The sequence below is a fragment of the Caenimonas terrae genome, from assembly GCF_042655405.1.
GTDB lineage: Bacteria > Pseudomonadota > Gammaproteobacteria > Burkholderiales > Burkholderiaceae_C > Ramlibacter > Ramlibacter terrae_A.
Genome location: NZ_JBHSMF010000009.1, coordinates 172,309 through 189,156, shown reverse-complemented (window position 1 = coordinate 189,156; position 16,848 = coordinate 172,309). Strand labels below are relative to the sequence as shown.

Below are 16,848 nucleotides of genomic sequence, written 5' to 3'. Positions count from 1 at the left end.
TGCGTGGCGTATGGACGCCGGCCCGTGGCCGGCATGACGTTCGCCGGCTATTCGTCAGCGGCGCGCTGGTACGCCAGCTGCGCGGCCTCGGCGTCGCCCCGCTCCTCGGCCAGCCGCGCCAGCGCGCGCCAGGCCTTGCGGTGCAGCCGGACGTCCTGCAGGCCCATGGCGGCCTGCATCAGCAGCTGCTGCGCCTTGCCCCAGAGCTGGCGCTTCATGCACGCCATGCCGGCGAGGTACTGCAGCGTGGCGTCGCGCGGGTTGGCGCGCTGCGCCGATTCGATCCGCGCCAGCCACGCGGGGTCCAGCGTGTCCAGGCCATCCTCCAACGCGGCGACCAGCTTGACCTTCAGGCCGGGCCCGAGCGTCCCCTGGCGCTCCCACACCGGCAGCAGCCATTCGCGCGCCAGCACGGCGTCGCCGCCCAGCGTGGTCAGGCGCTGCGCAGCATGCACCGCCAGTTCGGCCATGGCCCGCTCGGCCGCCTCCAGCGCGGTCCAGACCCGCTGCAGTTGCGCCGGATCGTGCGCGCTATTGAGCAGATCGATCGCCAGGCCGCGCACGATGCTCTCGGCGGCGGCCGGCGAAAAGGCACGATGCTTGGCCAGCAGCCGTGCGGTTTCCAGCGCATCGCCGGTCTGGCCGGCCAGCCGCGCGGCCTTGAGCTTCATCCGCAGTGCGACGGTGCGACGGGCCACGCCTTGCGGCAATTCCTTGAGCCAGCCGATCGCCGCCTGCGGATCGCGGTCGTCCAGCGCCCAGCGGGCCGCCCGCAGCAAGGCCCCTTCGTGGGTCTCCTGCGCGTCGCGCGCCGACGATTGTTCCAGCGCCTGCTGCAAGTGTTCCTGGCGCGCCGGCCGGTCCTGCAGCGCCTGCGCGCTTTCGGCGGCCAGCAGGTGCGCCAGGGTGCGCACCTGCGGCGCGTTGGCCAGCTTGTCGCCGCTGCCGGCCAGCGACTTTTCCTGGGCCAGCGCCACCTCGGCCGACTTGCGGGCGCGGATGAAGCGGCCCGCCGTCAGGTGCGAGATCGAGTCGAGCAGCGAGCCGAAGATGGCCCGCTCCTTCTGCTGCGCGCGCCAGCGCAGCGCCTGCCGCGGCAGGTCGAACAGCGCCGCCAGGGCGCCGAGCGCGGCGTGCAGGAACACGAAGGCCGCGAACAACAGCAGCAGCACCAGGTTGAGCGACAGGTCGACCCGGTACGGCGGCCAGAACACCGTCACGGTGCCCTGGTTGTTGCCGGCGAACAGGGCGATCGCCACCGCGACGCCGAACAGGGCCAGGAGCCAGAGTGCCGCTCGCATACGGCCGCCTCAGCGCCCCGCCGCCGCGGTGGCGAGCGCCGCCATGGTGCCGTCCAGCCGCGGCAGTTCCACGCTGCGCATCTGGGCCTGGATCTGCTGCAACTGGCCGGCGGCGGCCTGGGTCTTGCGCGAGGCGGGATCGAAATAGCGATTCAGCGCCGCCGCCGCCGCGGCCACGTCGGCCCGCGCCGATTCGGTCTGCCGCGACAACAGCGCCAGCCGCGCGTTGAGCAGCTTGAGCTTGAGGTTCTCGCGCAGGAAGAAGCCCTGCTCCGGCGCCAGCAGCACGGCCTCTGGCTGGTCGATCCGGCTGACGCGCAGCAGCGCCCGCGTCTCTTCGTGCAGCACCGCCATGCTGCGCTGCAGCCAGGTGGCGCCGGGCGGCAGTTGCTCCTTGATGTCGCCGGCCGGCCGGCTGCTGGCGACCGCGTTGGCCAGCGGCAGGTCGTCGACCACGCGCGCCAGTTCGTCCAGCCGCGTCATCAGGCCCGGCAGGTCGGTGACGCGGGCCGACGTGAGGCGGTCGATGTCGCGTGCGATGGCAGCGCGCAGGCGCGACAGCCGCGGCTGCGCGGCCCGCGCCAGCCGCTGGTCGGCCGTGCGCAGCGCGGCCAGCAGGGGTTCGACGCTGCCGGACAGCTGCGCCTGCTGCTGCGACAGCCGCAGCCCGGACTCGATGTCCACCACCAGGTTCTCGTCGCGCGACCGCGACAGGCTCTGCATCAGCTCCTCGAGCTGGGTGCGCTGCATCGCCACTTCCGACAGCCTCGACTCCATCACCGCCTGGCGCGCCGCAGTGTCACGCGCCAGGTCCTGCGCCTGCCGCGCCAGCGTGCGCGCCTCCACCGCCTGGCTGCCGGAATCGGCGCTCTGGCGCGCCAGCTGCTCCTGGATGGAACTCAGGCGCTGCCACAGCATCGCGCTCAGCAGCAGCGCCAGCCCGGTCAGCAGCACCAGCACGAACAGCACCGGCCGCGGCAGCGTGATGCCGCGCGGCGGCGTCCAGGTGACGGGCGTGCCGGCGACGGCCGGAACGGCTTCCACCACCGGCGTGCTGACGGGCTCGGAACTCATCGGATCGATTCTATCGACGCGACCACCTCGGCCAGCGTGGGCCGTGACAGGCGCACAACACCGAAACCGGCGTCGGTCGCGGCCTGCCCGATGCGCGGATGGGTCGCGATCGCGCGAGCGCCGCCCCAGCCCTGCGCGGAGAGTTCGGCGCGCAGGTGGCCGATCGCCTCGGAGCTGCTGAACAGCCAGACCGAACCGTCGGCGGCAGCCGCCTGCGCCAGCTCGCGCTGTGCCGGCGTCAGGTGCGCAGCCCGCCGGCTGTAGGCGACCACGGTGTCGACCTCGACCCCGCGCTTGGCCAGCTGGCGCGCCAGCCAGTCGCGGCCGCTGCCTTGTCCGGCCGCATCGCCGCCGCGCACCACCAGCACGCGGCACCCGGGCACCGCCTGTGCCTTGACCTGTTCCCACAGCGCCTGCGAGTCGAACTGTGTCGCCTTCGCATCCGGCTGGTCGACGGCCGCCAGAGGCAGGCCGGCGCGCACCAGCGCGTCGCGCGTGCCCGGCCCGGGTGCCCAGGCCCGGGCGTCGGCCCGCGGCCAGGCCGGCAGCGAAGGCGGCCGCAAGGCGAAGAAGCGCTCGACCGCGTTGCCGCTGACGAACATCACGGCCTGGTAGCGGTCCAGCCTGGCCCACTCGCGCCGCACCAGGTCCTCGTCGGGCGGCTGGGCGATCTCGATCAGCGGCAGCGCCGCCGCATCCACGCCAAGCAGGCGCAGTTCGTGGACCCAGCGCTGCGCTTCGCGCGCCGGCCGCGTGACGAGCACGCGCATCAGAGCCCGCCGGGCCGCCCCAAGGGCACTGAAGCCCCCGCGGGGCTGAGTCCCGCGGCTCCGAGACTGCCTGCGCAGTCTCGGACGGGGCGAAGAGCCGCTGCTTGCGGCGGCGGCACGTCCAGCGCAGTTCGCGAAGTGACAAGCGTGGGGGCCATATCAGCGGGGACCATATCAGCGGGCGCCACTGGCGCGCAATTGCGCGGCAACCCCGGTGCCGAGCGCCGCCGCCTGCTCCAGGTCCGCCACGGCAGCGGCGTCCATCGCGCGCACCAGCGGGCCGCCGGCATCCGGATCGCCCCAGGCCGCCGACAGTTGCAGGTATTCGCCGGAGAAACTTGCGTGCGCGGCCAGCGGCATCGAGCAGCTGCCACCCATCGCGCGGCTGACCGCGCGCTCCGCCGCCACCGCCATCCAGGTGCGCTGGTCGGCCAGCGGGGCCAGCAGTTCCATCAGGTCGGCGCGCGCGCTGCGCACTTCGATCGCCAGCGCGCCCTGCCCGGCCGACGGCAGCATCTGCGCCGGCTCGAAGGTCTGGCGGATCCGCTGCGACAGGCCCAGCCGCTTCAGGCCCGCCGCCGCCAGCACGATCGCGTCGTACTGGCCTTCGTCGAGCTTGCGCAGGCGGGTGTCGAGGTTGCCGCGCAGCGGCTCGATCTTCAGGTCCGGCCGCAGCGCGCGCAGCAGCACGACGCGGCGCAGGCTGGAGGTGCCGACCAGCGCGCCCTGCGGCAGCTCGGCCAGCGTCGCGTACTTCGGCGAGACGAGGGCGTCGCGCGGGTCTTCGCGCTCCATCACGCAGGCCAGCGCGAAGCCCTCGGGCAGGTCCATCGGCACGTCCTTGAGCGAGTGCACGGCCAGGTCGGCGCGGCCCTCCTCCAGCGCCGTCTCCAGCTCCTTGACGAACAGGCCCTTGCCGCCGACCTTGCTCAGCGTGCGGTCCAGGATCTGGTCGCCCCGGGTGGTCATCCCCAGCAGGGAAACGCCATGCCCGGCCTGTTCGAGCAGCGCCTTCACGTGCTCCGCCTGCCAGAGCGCAAGGCGGCTTTCACGGGTGGCGATGACGAGGTTGCGCACGTGGGCCTGCGGTCGATTCAGTGGGGGAAGCCGATGCTAGCATGGGCCTCGCCTGCCATTTCGAGCGCTGCCCGAGGAACCCACCGATGCCGCAACCCACGACGGACTCCCCGACGCCGACGCGCCGGGCCCGCGACAACGAACGCCCGCTGGTCGAGGACATCCGGCTGCTGGGCCGCATCCTGGGCGACGTGATCCGCGACCAGGAAGGCGTCGACGCCTACGAGCTGGTCGAGCGCATCCGCAAGCTGTCGGTGGCGTTCCGGCGCGACGCCGATCCGGACGCCGACCAGGCGCTCAAGAAGCTGCTGAAGTCGCTCTCGGGCGAGCAGACCGTCAGCGTGATCCGCGCCTTCACCTATTTCAGCCACCTGGCCAACCTGGCCGAGGACCGGCACCACATCCGGCGCCGCGCCATCCACGAACGCGCCGGCGAGACCCAGGAAGGCAGCATCGAAGTGGCGCTGGCCCGGCTGCGCTGGGCCGGCATCGCGCCGCGCGCGATCTCGCAGATGCTGGCGCACGCGCACCTGTCGCCGGTGCTCACCGCCCATCCCACCGAGGTCCAGCGCAAGAGCATCCTGGACGCCGAGCGCGACATCGCCAACCTGCTGGTGGCGCGCGACGAGATCAAGTCGCACGCGCTGCCCAGGGACGCGCTGGCGCCGCGCGAACTGGCGGCCAACGAGGTGCAGCTGCGCGCCCGCGTGATGCAGCTGTGGCAGACGCGCCTGTTGCGCTTCACCAAGCTGACGGTGGCCGACGAGATCGAGAATGCGCTGAGCTACTACGAGTCGACCTTCCTGCGCGAGATCCCGAAGATCTACGCCGACCTGGAGCGCGAGCTGGGCAACCAGCCGGTGGCCAGCTTCCTGCGCATGGGCCAGTGGATCGGCGGCGACCGCGACGGCAACCCCAACGTCAGCGCCCAGACCCTCGAATACGCGCTGCGCCGGCAATCGGAAGTGGCGCTGCGCCATTACCTGACCGAGGTGCACTTTCTCGGCGGCGAGCTGTCGCTGTCGGCGATGCTGGTGGACGTCACCCCCGACATGCAGGCGCTGGCCGAGCGCTCGCCCGACCGCAACGAACACCGGCAGGACGAACCGTACCGGCGCGCGCTGACCGGCATCTACTCGCGGCTGGCCGCCACGCTCAGGGAGTTGACCGGCGGCGAGGCGGCCCGCCATGCGGTGGCGCCGCAGAACCCCTATCCGCGGGCCGAGGACTTCCTGGCCGACCTGCGCACCATCCAGGCCTCGCTGCTGGCGCACCACGCCCAGGCTCTCGTTGCCCAGCGGCTCCATCCGCTGGTGCGGGCGGTGCAAGTGTTCGGCTTCCACCTGGCGACCGTGGACCTGCGGCAAAGCTCGGATCAGCACGAACTGGTGGTGGCGGAGCTGCTGGCGACGGCGCGGGTCGAGGCGCATTACGCCAGGCTGTCCGAAGAGGACAAGCGGGCGCTGCTGCTGCGGCTGCTGGCCGACGCGCGGCCGCTGCGGGTGGTCGGCGCCGACTATTCGCAGCACAGCGACAAGGAACTGGCGATCTTCGAGATGGCCAGGCGCATGCGCGAGCAGTTCGGCCCGCAGGCGATCCGCCACTACATCATCAGCCACACCGAGAGCGTGAGCGACCTGCTCGAGGTGCTGCTGCTGCAAAAGGAAGTGGGCCTGCTGCACGGCACGCTCGACGCGCAGGCCAAAAACGATCTCATCGTGGTGCCGCTGTTCGAGACCATCGAGGACCTGCGCAACGCCGCGCCGATCATGCGCGAGTTCTACGCCCTGCCCGGCATCGCGAGGATGGTGCAGCGCTCGGGTGCCGAGCAGGACATCATGCTGGGCTACAGCGACAGCAACAAGGACGGCGGCATCTTCACCAGCAACTGGGAGCTGTACCGCGCCGAGATCGCACTGGTCCAGCTGTTCGACCAGCTGGCCAACTCGCACAACATCCAGCTGCGGATGTTCCATGGCCGCGGCGGCACCGTCGGGCGCGGCGGCGGCCCCAGCTACGAAGCGATCCTGGCGCAGCCGCCCGGCACCGTGCGCGGCCAGCTGCGCCTGACGGAGCAGGGCGAAGTGATCGGCTCCAAGTACGCCAATCCCGAGATCGGCCGGCGCAACCTGGAGACGCTGGTGGCGGCGACGCTGGAGGCGACGCTGCTGCAGCCGACCAAGACCGCGCCGCCGGCCTTCCTGCAGGCGGCCGAGAGCCTGTCGCAGGCCAGCATGAAGGCCTACCGCGCGCTGGTCTACGAAACGCCCGGCTTCACCGAGTACTTCTTCAGCTCGACGCCGATCCGCGAGATCGCCGAACTGAACATCGGCTCGCGCCCCGCGTCCCGCAAGCCCTCGCAGCGCATCGAGGACCTGCGCGCGATCCCGTGGAGCTTCAGCTGGGGCCAGTGCCGCCTGACGCTGCCGGGCTGGTACGGCTTCGGCACCGCGGTGCAGGAGTTCCTCGCCGCCGGGGTTTCGACCGGCTCCGCCCGAACGGTGGACAAGGAGCAGCTGGCGCTGCTGCAGAAGATGGAAAAGCAGTGGCCCTTCTTTCGCACGCTGCTGTCGAACATGGACATGGTGCTGGCCAAGAGCGACCTGGCGCTGGCCTCGCGCTACGCCGGCCTGGTCACCGACGTTCGCCTGCGCAAGCGCATCTTCGCCCTGATCGAGGCCGAGTGGCACCGCACCGCCCAGGCCTTGCAGCTGATCACGGGCAACAAGCAGCGGCTGGCCGGCAATCCGGGCCTGCAGCGCTCGATCAAGCACCGCTTTCCGTACATCGACCCGCTGCACCACCTGCAGGTCGAGCTGGTGCGAAGGCACCGCGCCGGCCAGATCGACGAGCGGGCCCAGCGCGGCATCCACATCTCCATCAACGGCATCGCGGCCGGATTGCGCAACACCGGCTGAGGCAGCCGGCGTGGGAGAGGTCCTACGCCGGCGCTCGTCTTGTCCGACAGCGTTTTCCCGGATTCTGCGTACCATCGGCTGATCGCCTTTGGACAAGACAGGCCGCCCCCGGCGCTCCCTGTCCGGGCACACCACCGGAGTCGAGCAATGAACGCAGCCCACGCGCAGGCCCACCCGCCTGCCGACATCAACACCATCGTGTCCAGCGACATGATGGCCCTGGCCTCCCACATGAACGATTGCCAGCGCAGCCACGGCTCGCTGCTGCCTGTGCTCTCGGCCTTTGAGTGGATCAAGGCGATGGCCTTCGGCCACATCGTCACCACCGGCGCGCTGGTCGGAGCGACCGGGCTGTGCCTGCTGCTGGCGCTCGCCTGACGCCCCGCGCCGGCGCCGCCGTCGACTGGCTGGGGCCGGTCACCCCTTACGCCCGCAGCATCCTGCAGGGCGGCGTCGGGACCGAGCCGCCGATCCGCGCCGAACTGTTCGGCGTCCACCGCTTCGAGGAACACGGTCGCAGCCTGGCACGGGCCCAGCTGGTGGAAGAGCGCCCGATCGGCGGCGCCCCCTTCTTTCCGCGGGTCGAGGAAAACCTGCAGGCGCTGCGCAGCGCCTATGACCAGATCGCGCTGACCTCGCGCAGCGGCCACTACGTGACGCCGGCGGCCGAATGGCTGCTGGACAACTTCCACCTGGTCGAGGCCCAGCTCGAACAGATCCGCGAAGGCGTGCCGCGCCGCTATTACGCCGACCTGCCCAAGCTGGCGGCCCAGCCGCTGGCCGGGCTGCCGCGGGTCTACGGCATCGCCTGGGCCTACGTGGCGCACACCGACAGCGTGCTCGATCCGCAGACCTTCACCGCCTTCCTCAACGCCTACCAGGAAGTGAGCGAACTGCGGCTGTCCGAGCTGTGGGCGTTGCCGACGACGCTGCGGGTGGTGCTGCTGGAAAACCTGCGCCGCATGGCCGACGAGATCGCCGCTGGCAAGCTGGCGCGCGACCTGGCGCATGCCGTCGGCGACGCCGCCGAGCACGTCACCGACGAACACCTGGACAGCATGGACGCGCAGATGACCCGCTGCGGCCTGCGCCGGGCCTGGCTGACGCAGCTGTGGCAGCGGGTGCCGATCGACCATCTGGACTCCGTGCCGGCGCTGGTGAAGTGGATGGAACGCCATTGCCCGGACGGCCCGGCGCTGGTGATGGAGAGCCAGTCGGCCCAGGTGGCTGCCAACCTCACCGTCAGCAACATCATCACCACGCTGCGGCTGATCGGCCAGATCGACTGGGTGGAACTGATCGAGCCGGTCAGCCGGCCGCTGCAGCTGCTGCGGCAGCTGCCCAGCTTCGGCCAGGAAAGCGAGATCACCCGCCAGCAGATCACCCGCGCCATGGAGCAGCTGGCGCGCCAGAGCCGCCGGCCCGAGCGCGAGGTGGCGCAGGAAGTGGTGGCGCTGGCCCAGGCCTCCAGCGGCCCGCCGGTGCAGCACACCGCCGGCTATTACCTGATCGGCGAAGGCCGCAACGCGCTCGCGGCCGCCCTGCACCTGCCGCGCCCGCCGCGCCGGCGGCACTCCCGTTTGTGGCTGTACACACTCGCGATCGCACTGGGCTCCGGGGTGTTGTTGTGGCTGGCGGCGCACCGCCTGGCGCCCGGCGGCTGGTGGGAAGCGCTGTCGCTGTTCCTGCTGGCCTGGCCGGCATCGGAAGCGGCCGCCTCCCTGGTGCACCGGCTGCTGGCCGAGTCGCTGAAGATCGAGCTGCTGCCGCGGCTGGAACTGGCCGGGGGCATCACGGCGCAGGACGCGGTGCTGGTGGTGATTCCCACCATGCTCACCTCGCCGGCCTCCACCCGCGAGCTGCTGGCGCAGCTGGAGCGCCACTGGCTGGCCAACCGCGAACCGCATGCGCAGTTCGCGCTGCTGACCGACTGGGCCGACGCCGACGCGGCCACGCTCCATACCGACGCTGCATTGCTGGCCGATGCCGTGGCGCAACTCAAGGACCTCAACGCCCGCTCGCCGGCAGCGGAGGGCGCGCCGCCGCGCTTCCTGCTGATCCACCGGCCGCGCAGCTGGTGCGAGACCCAGCAGCGCTGGCTCGGCTGGGAACGCAAGCGCGGCAAGCTGGAGATGCTGGTGCGGGCGCTGGCCACCGGCGGCTGGGACGGCTTCCTGCCGCTGGCGCCGGGGCTGCGGCTGGCGAGCGGCATCCGCTTCATCCTGACGCTGGACAGCGACACCGGCCTGCCGCCGGGGGCGCTGCGCGACCTGGTGGCGATCGGCGCCCATCCGCTCAACGAGCCGAAGATCGATGCCCGCGCGCGCCGCGTGGTGGCCGGCTACGGCATCCTGCAGCCGCGGCTGGTCACGCCGCTGACGGCCGACGGCCGCAATACCCGCTTCCACCAGATGTTCGCCGGCCAGGCCGGCCTGGATCCCTACAACAGCGCCGTGTCCGACGTCTACCAGGACCTGTTCGGCACCGCCAGCTTCACCGGCAAGGGGCTGCTGAACGTCGCGGCCTGCCACGCGGTGCTCGACGCCCGCCTGCCAGGCGAGGCGGTCCTGAGCCACGACCTGCTGGAAGGCAGCATCGCGCGCTGCGGCTTTGTCAGCGACGTCACGCTGGTGGAGGAGTATCCGCAGCATCCCGGCGTGGCCGCCTCGCGGCTGCACCGCTGGACCCGCGGCGACTGGCAGCTGCTGCCCCTGATGCGGCACGCGAAGCGCTTCGGCATCGACTCCCTGGGCCTGTGGAAGATGAGCGACAACCTGCGCCGCTCGCTGGTGCAGCCGGCCTGCGCCGCGCTGCTGGCGCTGTCGGTGTTCGAAGGCTCGCTGGGTCCCGCCAGCGCCATCGTGATGGTGTTCGGCGCCCTGCTGGCCGGGCCGCTGCTGTCGGCGCTCGCCGGCCTGGTGCCCACCCGCCGGCACATCGCCTGGCGCCACTTCTTCCACGTCGGCCGGCTGGAACTGCAGCGGGCGCTGGCTGGCGCCGCCTGGCAGTTCAGCCAGCTGGCGGCGCACGCCGGCCTGCTGCTCGACGCGATCCTGCGTTCGCTCTGGCGGCTGGCCGTCAGCCGCCGGAAGCTGTTGGAGTGGACCACCGCCGCACAGGCGCAGGCGGCCGCGCGCCAGGACCTGGGCTTCTTCGTGCGGCAGCACTGGCCGGTCTCGCTGCTGTGCATCGCACTGGCGGCCGCGTCGCTGCTGTGGGGCGTGTATCCGCGCACCGGCTTCGTGCTGTTCGCCCTGTGGGCCTGCTCGCCGCTGACCAACTGGTGGGCGGCGCGGATGGCCGGGCGCGTGCCGGTGGAGGCCCTGCGCGAGAAGGACCGCCTGTACCTGCAGGCGCTGGCCCGCGACACCTGGCGCTTCTTCGAGCGCTGCGTCGGCGCCGAGGACAACCACCTGCCGCCGGACAACCTGCAGCTGGTGCCCGAAGAGGCGATCGCGCATCGCACCTCGCCCACCAACATCGGCCTGTACCTGCTGGCGGCGTGCTGCGCCCGCGAATTCGGCTGGATCAGCACCGGCGAGCTCACGAGCCGCCTGCAGGCAACCCTGGACACGATCGACCGGCTGGAAAAGCACCGCGGCCACCTGCTCAACTGGTACGACACGCGCACGCTGGCGGTGCTGCCGCCGGCCTACGTGTCGACCGTGGACAGCGGCAACCTGGCCGGCCTGCTGCTGACGGTGGCGCAGGCCTGCCGCGAACTGGCGCGCCAGGGCACCGACGGCAGCGCCGCACAGGCCGCGCTGCTGGCCATCGCCGGCCGCTGCCGCGCGCTGGGCATGGCGATGGACTTCGGCTGCGTCTACGACGGCAAGCGCCACCTGTTCCACATCGGGCTGCGGGTGCAGGAGCAGGTGCTGGACGCCAGCTACTACGACCTGCTGGCGTCCGAATCGCGCCTGACCAGCCTGTTCGCGATCGCCAAGGGCGACGTGCCGCGCCGCCACTGGGGCACGCTGGGCCGGCCGTTCCTGTCGGTCGGCGTGACGGCGGGCCTGAAGTCCTGGTCGGGCTCGATGTTCGAGTACCTGATGCCCTCGCTGCTGATGCCCGAGCCGGTGGGCGGCTTGCTGCACTCCGCCGCCTGCGCCGCCGTCGCCGAACAACAGGCCACCGGCGAGGCGATGGAGCTGCCCTGGGGCATCTCCGAGTCCGCGTATTTCGCGCAGGATCATTCGCTGGCCTTCCAATACGGCCCGTTCGGCGCGCCGCGGCTGGCGCTGCGCCGCACGCCGCCGGGCGACCGCGTGATCGCGCCCTACGCCAGCCTGCTGGCGAGCATGTTCCAGCCGGCCGCCGCCACCGCCAACCTGCAGCGGCTGGAAGTGCTGGGCGGGCGTGGCGCGTTGGGCATGTACGAGTCGATCGACTTCACCGTCTCGCGCCAGCCGGCCGACCACCCCTTCAGCGTGGTGCAGACCTTCATGGCGCACCACCACGGCATGTCGATCGTGGCGCTGTGCAACGTGCTGTGCGCCGACGCGCCGCGGCGCTGGTTCACGGCCGATGCCCTGGTGATGGCGCACGAGATGCTGCTGCACGAAGGCACGCCGCGCCAGATCGTGGAGAGCGCCGATCCGCGCCATCCGCCCGAGCCCGGCGACAACCGCCAGCACCCGGTGTTCCAGTCGCGCAGCGTCCTGCCGCTGGCCGACGGCTGGCAGCCGACCCACCTGCTGTCCAACGGTCGCTACAGCGTCGCCCTGCGCGCCAACGGAGCCGGCGTGAGTCGCTGGAACGGCCAGAACATCTCGCGCTGGCGCGACGACCTGCTGCGCGATGCCTACGGCAGCTTCTTCTACCTGCGGCGCGAGGGCCAGCCCGGCCTGGTCTCGCTGACGGCCAGCCCGGCGCCCGGCCCGGACTGGCGCTACCACGCCCGCTTCATGGCCGACCGCGTGCAGTTCGACGCCCGCGGCGACGAGATCGAGGCCGGCATCACGGTGCTGGTCAGCCCCGAGGACGACACCGAGCTGCGCATCGTGACGCTGCGCAACACCGGCCGCACGGCGGCAACCTACGAGCTGGTCTCCAGCTTCGAGCCGGTGCTGGCGGCGGCGGCGGCCGACGAGGCGCATCCGGCCTTCTCCAACCTGTTCATCCAGAGCGTGTGGCGGGCCGAATGGCGGGCGCTGGTGATGACCCGGCGGCCGCGCCTGCACGGCGACCCGGAGATCGCGGCGGCGCACTTCCTGGCCGGCGTCGACGGCGAGCTGCAATCGATCGAATGCATCACCGACCGGCGCAGCTTCCGTGGCCGCAACCGCCCGCTGTGGGCGCCCGCGCTGGCGCCGCAGGCGCTGGACGGCAACGGCGCGCCGGTCAACGGGCTCGATCCGGTCGCCTGCCTGCGAGTGCGGGTGCGGCTGGCGCCCGGCGCGCTGGCCCGGCTTACCTTCGCCACCACCGCCGCCCAGCACGAAGGTGAACTGGAGACGCGGATCGACAGCTACCTGCAGTCGATGCACGTGGAGCGCGCCGAGCGCATGGCCGCGACGCTGGCCCAGGTGCGGCTGCGCGACCTCGGGCTGGCGCCGGAAGAAAACCTGGCGCTGCAGGACCTCACCACCGCGCTGATGTACAGCGCGCCGCGGGCGCCGATCGAGCGGGCGCCGCTGGACCAGCGCGCGCTCTGGCGCTTCGGCCTGTCGGGCGACAAGCCGATCGTGCTGGTGCGGGTGCATTCGTCGCACGGCATCCCGCTGGTGCAGTCGCTGCTGCGGGCCCAGCCGTGGTGGAGCTTCGGCGGGCTGGCGGTGGACGTGGTGGTTCTCAACAGCGAACCCAATTCCTACCTGATGCCGCTGCAGCGCGACATCCTGGCGCTGCGCGACCGGCTGGCGCAGGCGGTGCAGAACAGCTTTCCGCGCAGCGACGCCGGCGGCTTCTTCCTGCTGCGCGAGCAGGAAGTGTCGGTGGCCGAGAAGGCGGCACTGGTCGGCCATGCGCGGGCGATCCTCAGCGCCGACGGCCGGCCGCTGGACGTGCAGGTGGCCGCGCTGCGGGAGCTGTGGGCCGGCCCGGCGGCACAAGCGCTGGCGCCCGTGCCGGCGGCGATCGAGCCGGGCGCTGCGAAAGACAAGCCGGCGCCGGTGACCGGCGTCTTCGACGCACCCAGCGGCGAATTCCGCTTCGACCTGGCGGCCGGCCAGGCGCCGCCGCGGCCGTGGGTCAACGTGATCGCCAACCCCGGGTTCGGCTTCCAGGTGTCGGAGACCGGCAGCGGCTACACCTGGTCGGTCAACAGCCGGCTGCACCAGGTCAGCGCCTGGTCGAACGACCCGGTGGCCGACCCGGCGTCGGAGCACTGGCTGCTGCAGGACCTGGACAGCGGCGAGGTGCTCTCGCTGGCCCGGGCCGGCGGGCCGCTGCGGGTGCGGCACGGCCAGGGCTACAGCGTGTTCGAGAGCGCAAAAGACGGCATCGAGGTCGAGACCACCTTCTTCGCCGACCGCGAGCAGCCGGCCAAGATCGTGCGGGTGCGGCTGGAGAACGTCGGCACCACCCGCCGGCGCCTGCGCGCCGTGGCGCTGGTGGAGTGGCAGCTGGGCGCCAACCGCGGCGAGCGGCGCGGCGTCGCCAGCTGGAAATCGGCCACCCTGCCGGCCGTGTTCGGCCAGCAGCGCGAGCAGCGCGCCGGCTTCGGCGGCCACACCGGCTTCGTGACGCTGACCGGCGGCCCCCGGCTGTCGCAATGGACCTGCGACCGCTCCGAGTTCTTCGACATCGCCGGCCGCCTGGGCCTGCCGGAACGTTTCGCCGGCCGCGCCGGCACCGGGCTGGACCCGTGCGCCGCGCTGGCCGCCGACCTGGTGCTGGCGCCCGGCCAGAGCACCGCTTTCGCCTTTGTGCTGGGGCACGGCACGACGGCGGCGGCCGCGCAGGACCTGGCAGCCAGCTGGCAGAACCGCGATCCGCTCGAGTCGCTGTCGCAGGTCAAGCGCTGGTGGTCGCAGCTGCAGCACGTGGTGCAGGTGCGCACGCCGGACCCGCTGTTCGACGCCATGGTCAACCAGTGGCTGCTGTACCAGACCGTGTCCTGCCGGATCTGGTCCAAGGCCGGCTTCTACCAGGCCGGCGGCGCCTCGGGCTTTCGCGACCAGCTGCAGGACGCGATGGCGCTGGGGCTGGCGGACCCGCAGCGGCTGCGCGAGCAGATCGTGCTCAACGCGGCCCGCCAGTTTCCCGAAGGCGACGTCCAGCACTGGTGGCATGCGCCCGGCGGTGAAGGCGTGCGAACGCACTTCTCCGACGACCTGCTGTGGCTGCCCTACGCCTGCGCCCATTACCTGGAGACCAGCGGCGACGCCGGCCTGCTGGAGCAGCAGGTGCCGTTCCTGGAAGGTCCGCAGATCCCGGACGGCGCCGAAGACGCCTACTACACGCCGCAGGTGTCAGAGGCCACGGCCAGCGTGTACGAGCACTGCGCCCGCACCATCGACCGCAGCCTGAAGGTCGGCCAGCACGGGCTGCCGCTGATGGGCACCGGCGACTGGAACGACGGCATGAACCGGGTCGGCCAGCAGGGCAAGGGCGAGTCGGTGTGGCTGGCGTGGTTCCTGTGCACGGTGGTGGAACGCTTCGCGCCGGTGGCGCAGGCCCGCGACGACGGCGAGCGGGCCCGCCGCTGGCTGCAGGCGCGCGACGGCTGGATCGCGGCGCTGCACGCTGCCGGCTGGGACGGCGGCTGGTTCCGGCGCGCCTTCTTCGACAACGGCGCGCCGCTGGGCTCGCAGGCCAACGACGAATGCCGGATCGACCTGATCGCGCAGGCGTGGTCGGTGCTCTCGGGCGCATCGACGCCGGCGTTCACCGGCCCGGCGCTGGCGGCGATGAAGCGGCAACTGGTGGACGACGAGGCCGGCCTGCTCAAGCTGCTGACCCCGCCGCTGCAGCATTCGGAAAACAATCCGGGCTACATCCAGGCCTACCCGCCTGGCGTGCGCGAGAACGGCGGCCAGTATTCGCACGGCGCGGTGTGGGCCCTGATGGCGCAGGCCCTGAGCGGCGACCGCGAGGGCGCATGGGCCAGCTTCCAGGCGATCAGCCCGGCGCACCGCAGCCAGCTGCCCGCGCGGGCGGCCGCCTACGAGCTGGAGCCCTACGTCACTGCCGGCGACATCTACAGCGAAGCGCCCTACGTCGGCCGCGGCGGCTGGAGCTGGTACACCGGTTCGGCCGCGTGGCTGTACCGCGCCGCGGTGGAAACGCTGCTGGGACTGTCGGTGCGGCCGGGCGCGCTGTCGCTGTCGCCGCGGCTGCCGGCGCACTGGCCGGCATTCGAGATCCGGCTGCAGCTGCAGGGACGCGACATCCGCATCCACTGGGAGCGCGACCTGCATCCGCGCTCGCTGGTGAGCGCGGACCGGCAAGTGGCATGGGGCGAATGGGTGGAGCTTGACCAGCTGCCGCGCAAGGCGGTGCTGCTCGTGCGCGGCGACGGGCCGGCCGGGCCGGCCCAGACCTTCAGGTCCCCAGCAGTTCCCCAACCGGCTTGAGGTGGTCGACGCGGTCGCACACCGCCTTGACCACCATCATGATCGGGATGCCCAGCAGCAGGCCCCACACGCCCCACAGCCAGCCCCAGGCCAGCACGCCGATGAACACGGCCACCGGATTCATGGCGCTGGAGCGGCTGGTCAGCCAGGGCATCAGCAGATTGCCGACGAGGGTGTGGATGGCCAGCGACGCGCCGGCCACCGCCAGTGCCATGTTGACCGAGCCGAACTGCAGGAAGGCCACCAGCGCCGCGGCGCCGGTGACGACAGCCGAGCCGATGTAGGGAATGAGATTGAGCAGGCCGCCGGCGAAGCCCCACACCACGGCGTGCTTGAGCCCCAGCGCCCAGAACGCCAGGCCGGTGGCGACGCCGACGATCACGCTGGTCACCAGTTGCACCAGCAGGTAGCGCTGGATCTGCGAGGCGATCTCGTCCAGCGCCTGCACCGTGATCTTCTTGTCCGACAGGGTGGTGCCGGTGATCTTGACCAGCTTGCGCCGGAACGTATTGCCGGCCAGCAGCAGGAAGTAGGTCAAGAAGGTGACCACCACGACCTGCCCGACCAGCCTGACCAGTCCCATCGTGCCGTTCCACAGGTGCTCGCGCAGGTCGAAGCGGGGCTTTTCGATCACCACCCGCTGCACGTTGCTCTTGGGCGCGGTGGCGGCCGGGCTGGCTTCCTCCGCCGCCTGTTCCAGCTGCGCTGCCGCCTTCTGCATCGTTTCCAGCGGCGTCTCCGGCTTGTCCCGGCGCGCACGCACGGCGCCGCGCACCTTCTGCGCCGCCTCGGGCAACGACGCGATCAGCGCATTGGCATCGTCACTGAAGGAGTAGGCCGAAAAGCCGATGCCCCCCAGCAGGCCCAGGATCAGCACCGCGGCGCTGATGGCGCGCGGAACGCGCCAGCTCTCGAGCGCATCGACCACCGGCGCCAGCGCATGGCTGAACATGAAGGCGACCATCACCGGAATGAAGAAGTCGCTGGCCAGGTGCAGGGTGGCGAGCACGGCAAGCGCCGCCAGCACGATCAGCGTCGCGCTGCGCACGTTCACCGGAACATGCAGCAGCACCTGGGTGCGTTCATCGGCCGGGACCGCAGGCGTCGCAGGTGACGGCGTCGGAGGCGGCGGCGTGGTGGTGGCGGGAACTGTCTGCTCTTCGTCGTCGTTGTGTTTGTCCATCGTTCC

The 16,848-nt window shown here is 71.8% G+C and carries 8 protein-coding genes; 3 read left to right on the top strand and 5 right to left on the bottom strand.

The window, feature by feature from the left end; all coding sequences use genetic code 11:
* Positions 1 to 47: 47 nt before the first annotated feature.
* The 4 genes from ACFPOE_RS14550 to hemC form a co-directional block, all read right to left on the bottom strand.
* Complete coding sequence (locus ACFPOE_RS14550) at positions 48 to 1,301, bottom strand: heme biosynthesis protein HemY (RefSeq protein WP_376850845.1); 1,254 nt, start codon at positions 1,299 to 1,301, stop codon at positions 48 to 50.
* Positions 1,302 to 1,310: 9 nt separating this feature from the next.
* Positions 1,311 to 2,375 (bottom strand): uroporphyrinogen-III C-methyltransferase, encoded by a 1,065-nt coding sequence (locus tag ACFPOE_RS14545; RefSeq protein ID WP_376850844.1) that lies wholly within the window; start codon positions 2,373 to 2,375, stop codon positions 1,311 to 1,313.
* On the bottom strand, positions 2,372 to 3,145 hold the full coding sequence (locus ACFPOE_RS14540) for a uroporphyrinogen-III synthase (RefSeq protein WP_376850843.1): 774 nt from the start codon (positions 3,143 to 3,145) through the stop codon (positions 2,372 to 2,374). Before ACFPOE_RS14540 ends, ACFPOE_RS14545 begins: the two co-directional genes overlap by 4 nt.
* A gap of 174 nt (positions 3,146 to 3,319) precedes the next feature.
* The gene (gene hemC, locus ACFPOE_RS14535) at positions 3,320 to 4,222 is read right to left on the bottom strand and encodes a hydroxymethylbilane synthase (protein WP_376850842.1); all 903 of its coding nucleotides are present in this window, start codon (positions 4,220 to 4,222) and stop codon (positions 3,320 to 3,322) included.
* Positions 4,223 to 4,308: 86 nt separating this feature from the next.
* On the opposite strand from hemC, the gene ppc reads away from it, so the two are divergent.
* From ppc to ACFPOE_RS14520, 3 genes are all read left to right on the top strand, one after another.
* Positions 4,309 to 7,140: a phosphoenolpyruvate carboxylase gene (gene ppc / locus ACFPOE_RS14530; RefSeq protein WP_376850841.1), complete on the top strand. Its 2,832-nt coding sequence runs from the start codon at positions 4,309 to 4,311 to the stop codon at positions 7,138 to 7,140.
* Positions 7,141 to 7,287: 147 nt separating this feature from the next.
* Positions 7,288 to 7,518: a hypothetical protein gene (locus ACFPOE_RS14525; RefSeq protein WP_376850840.1), complete on the top strand. Its 231-nt coding sequence runs from the start codon at positions 7,288 to 7,290 to the stop codon at positions 7,516 to 7,518.
* Entirely contained in the window at positions 7,494 to 15,659 is an 8,166-nt protein-coding gene (locus ACFPOE_RS14520) for a glycoside hydrolase family 94 protein (RefSeq protein ID WP_376850839.1), read from the top strand. Before ACFPOE_RS14525 ends, ACFPOE_RS14520 begins: the two co-directional genes overlap by 25 nt.
* On the opposite strand, the gene ACFPOE_RS14515 is transcribed toward ACFPOE_RS14520, so the two are convergent.
* Positions 15,628 to 16,842, bottom strand: coding sequence for an AI-2E family transporter (locus tag ACFPOE_RS14515; protein ID WP_376850838.1), 1,215 nt, complete (start codon positions 16,840 to 16,842; stop codon positions 15,628 to 15,630). The genes ACFPOE_RS14520 and ACFPOE_RS14515 overlap by 32 nt on opposite strands.
* Between the last annotated feature and the right edge of the window lie 6 nt (positions 16,843 to 16,848).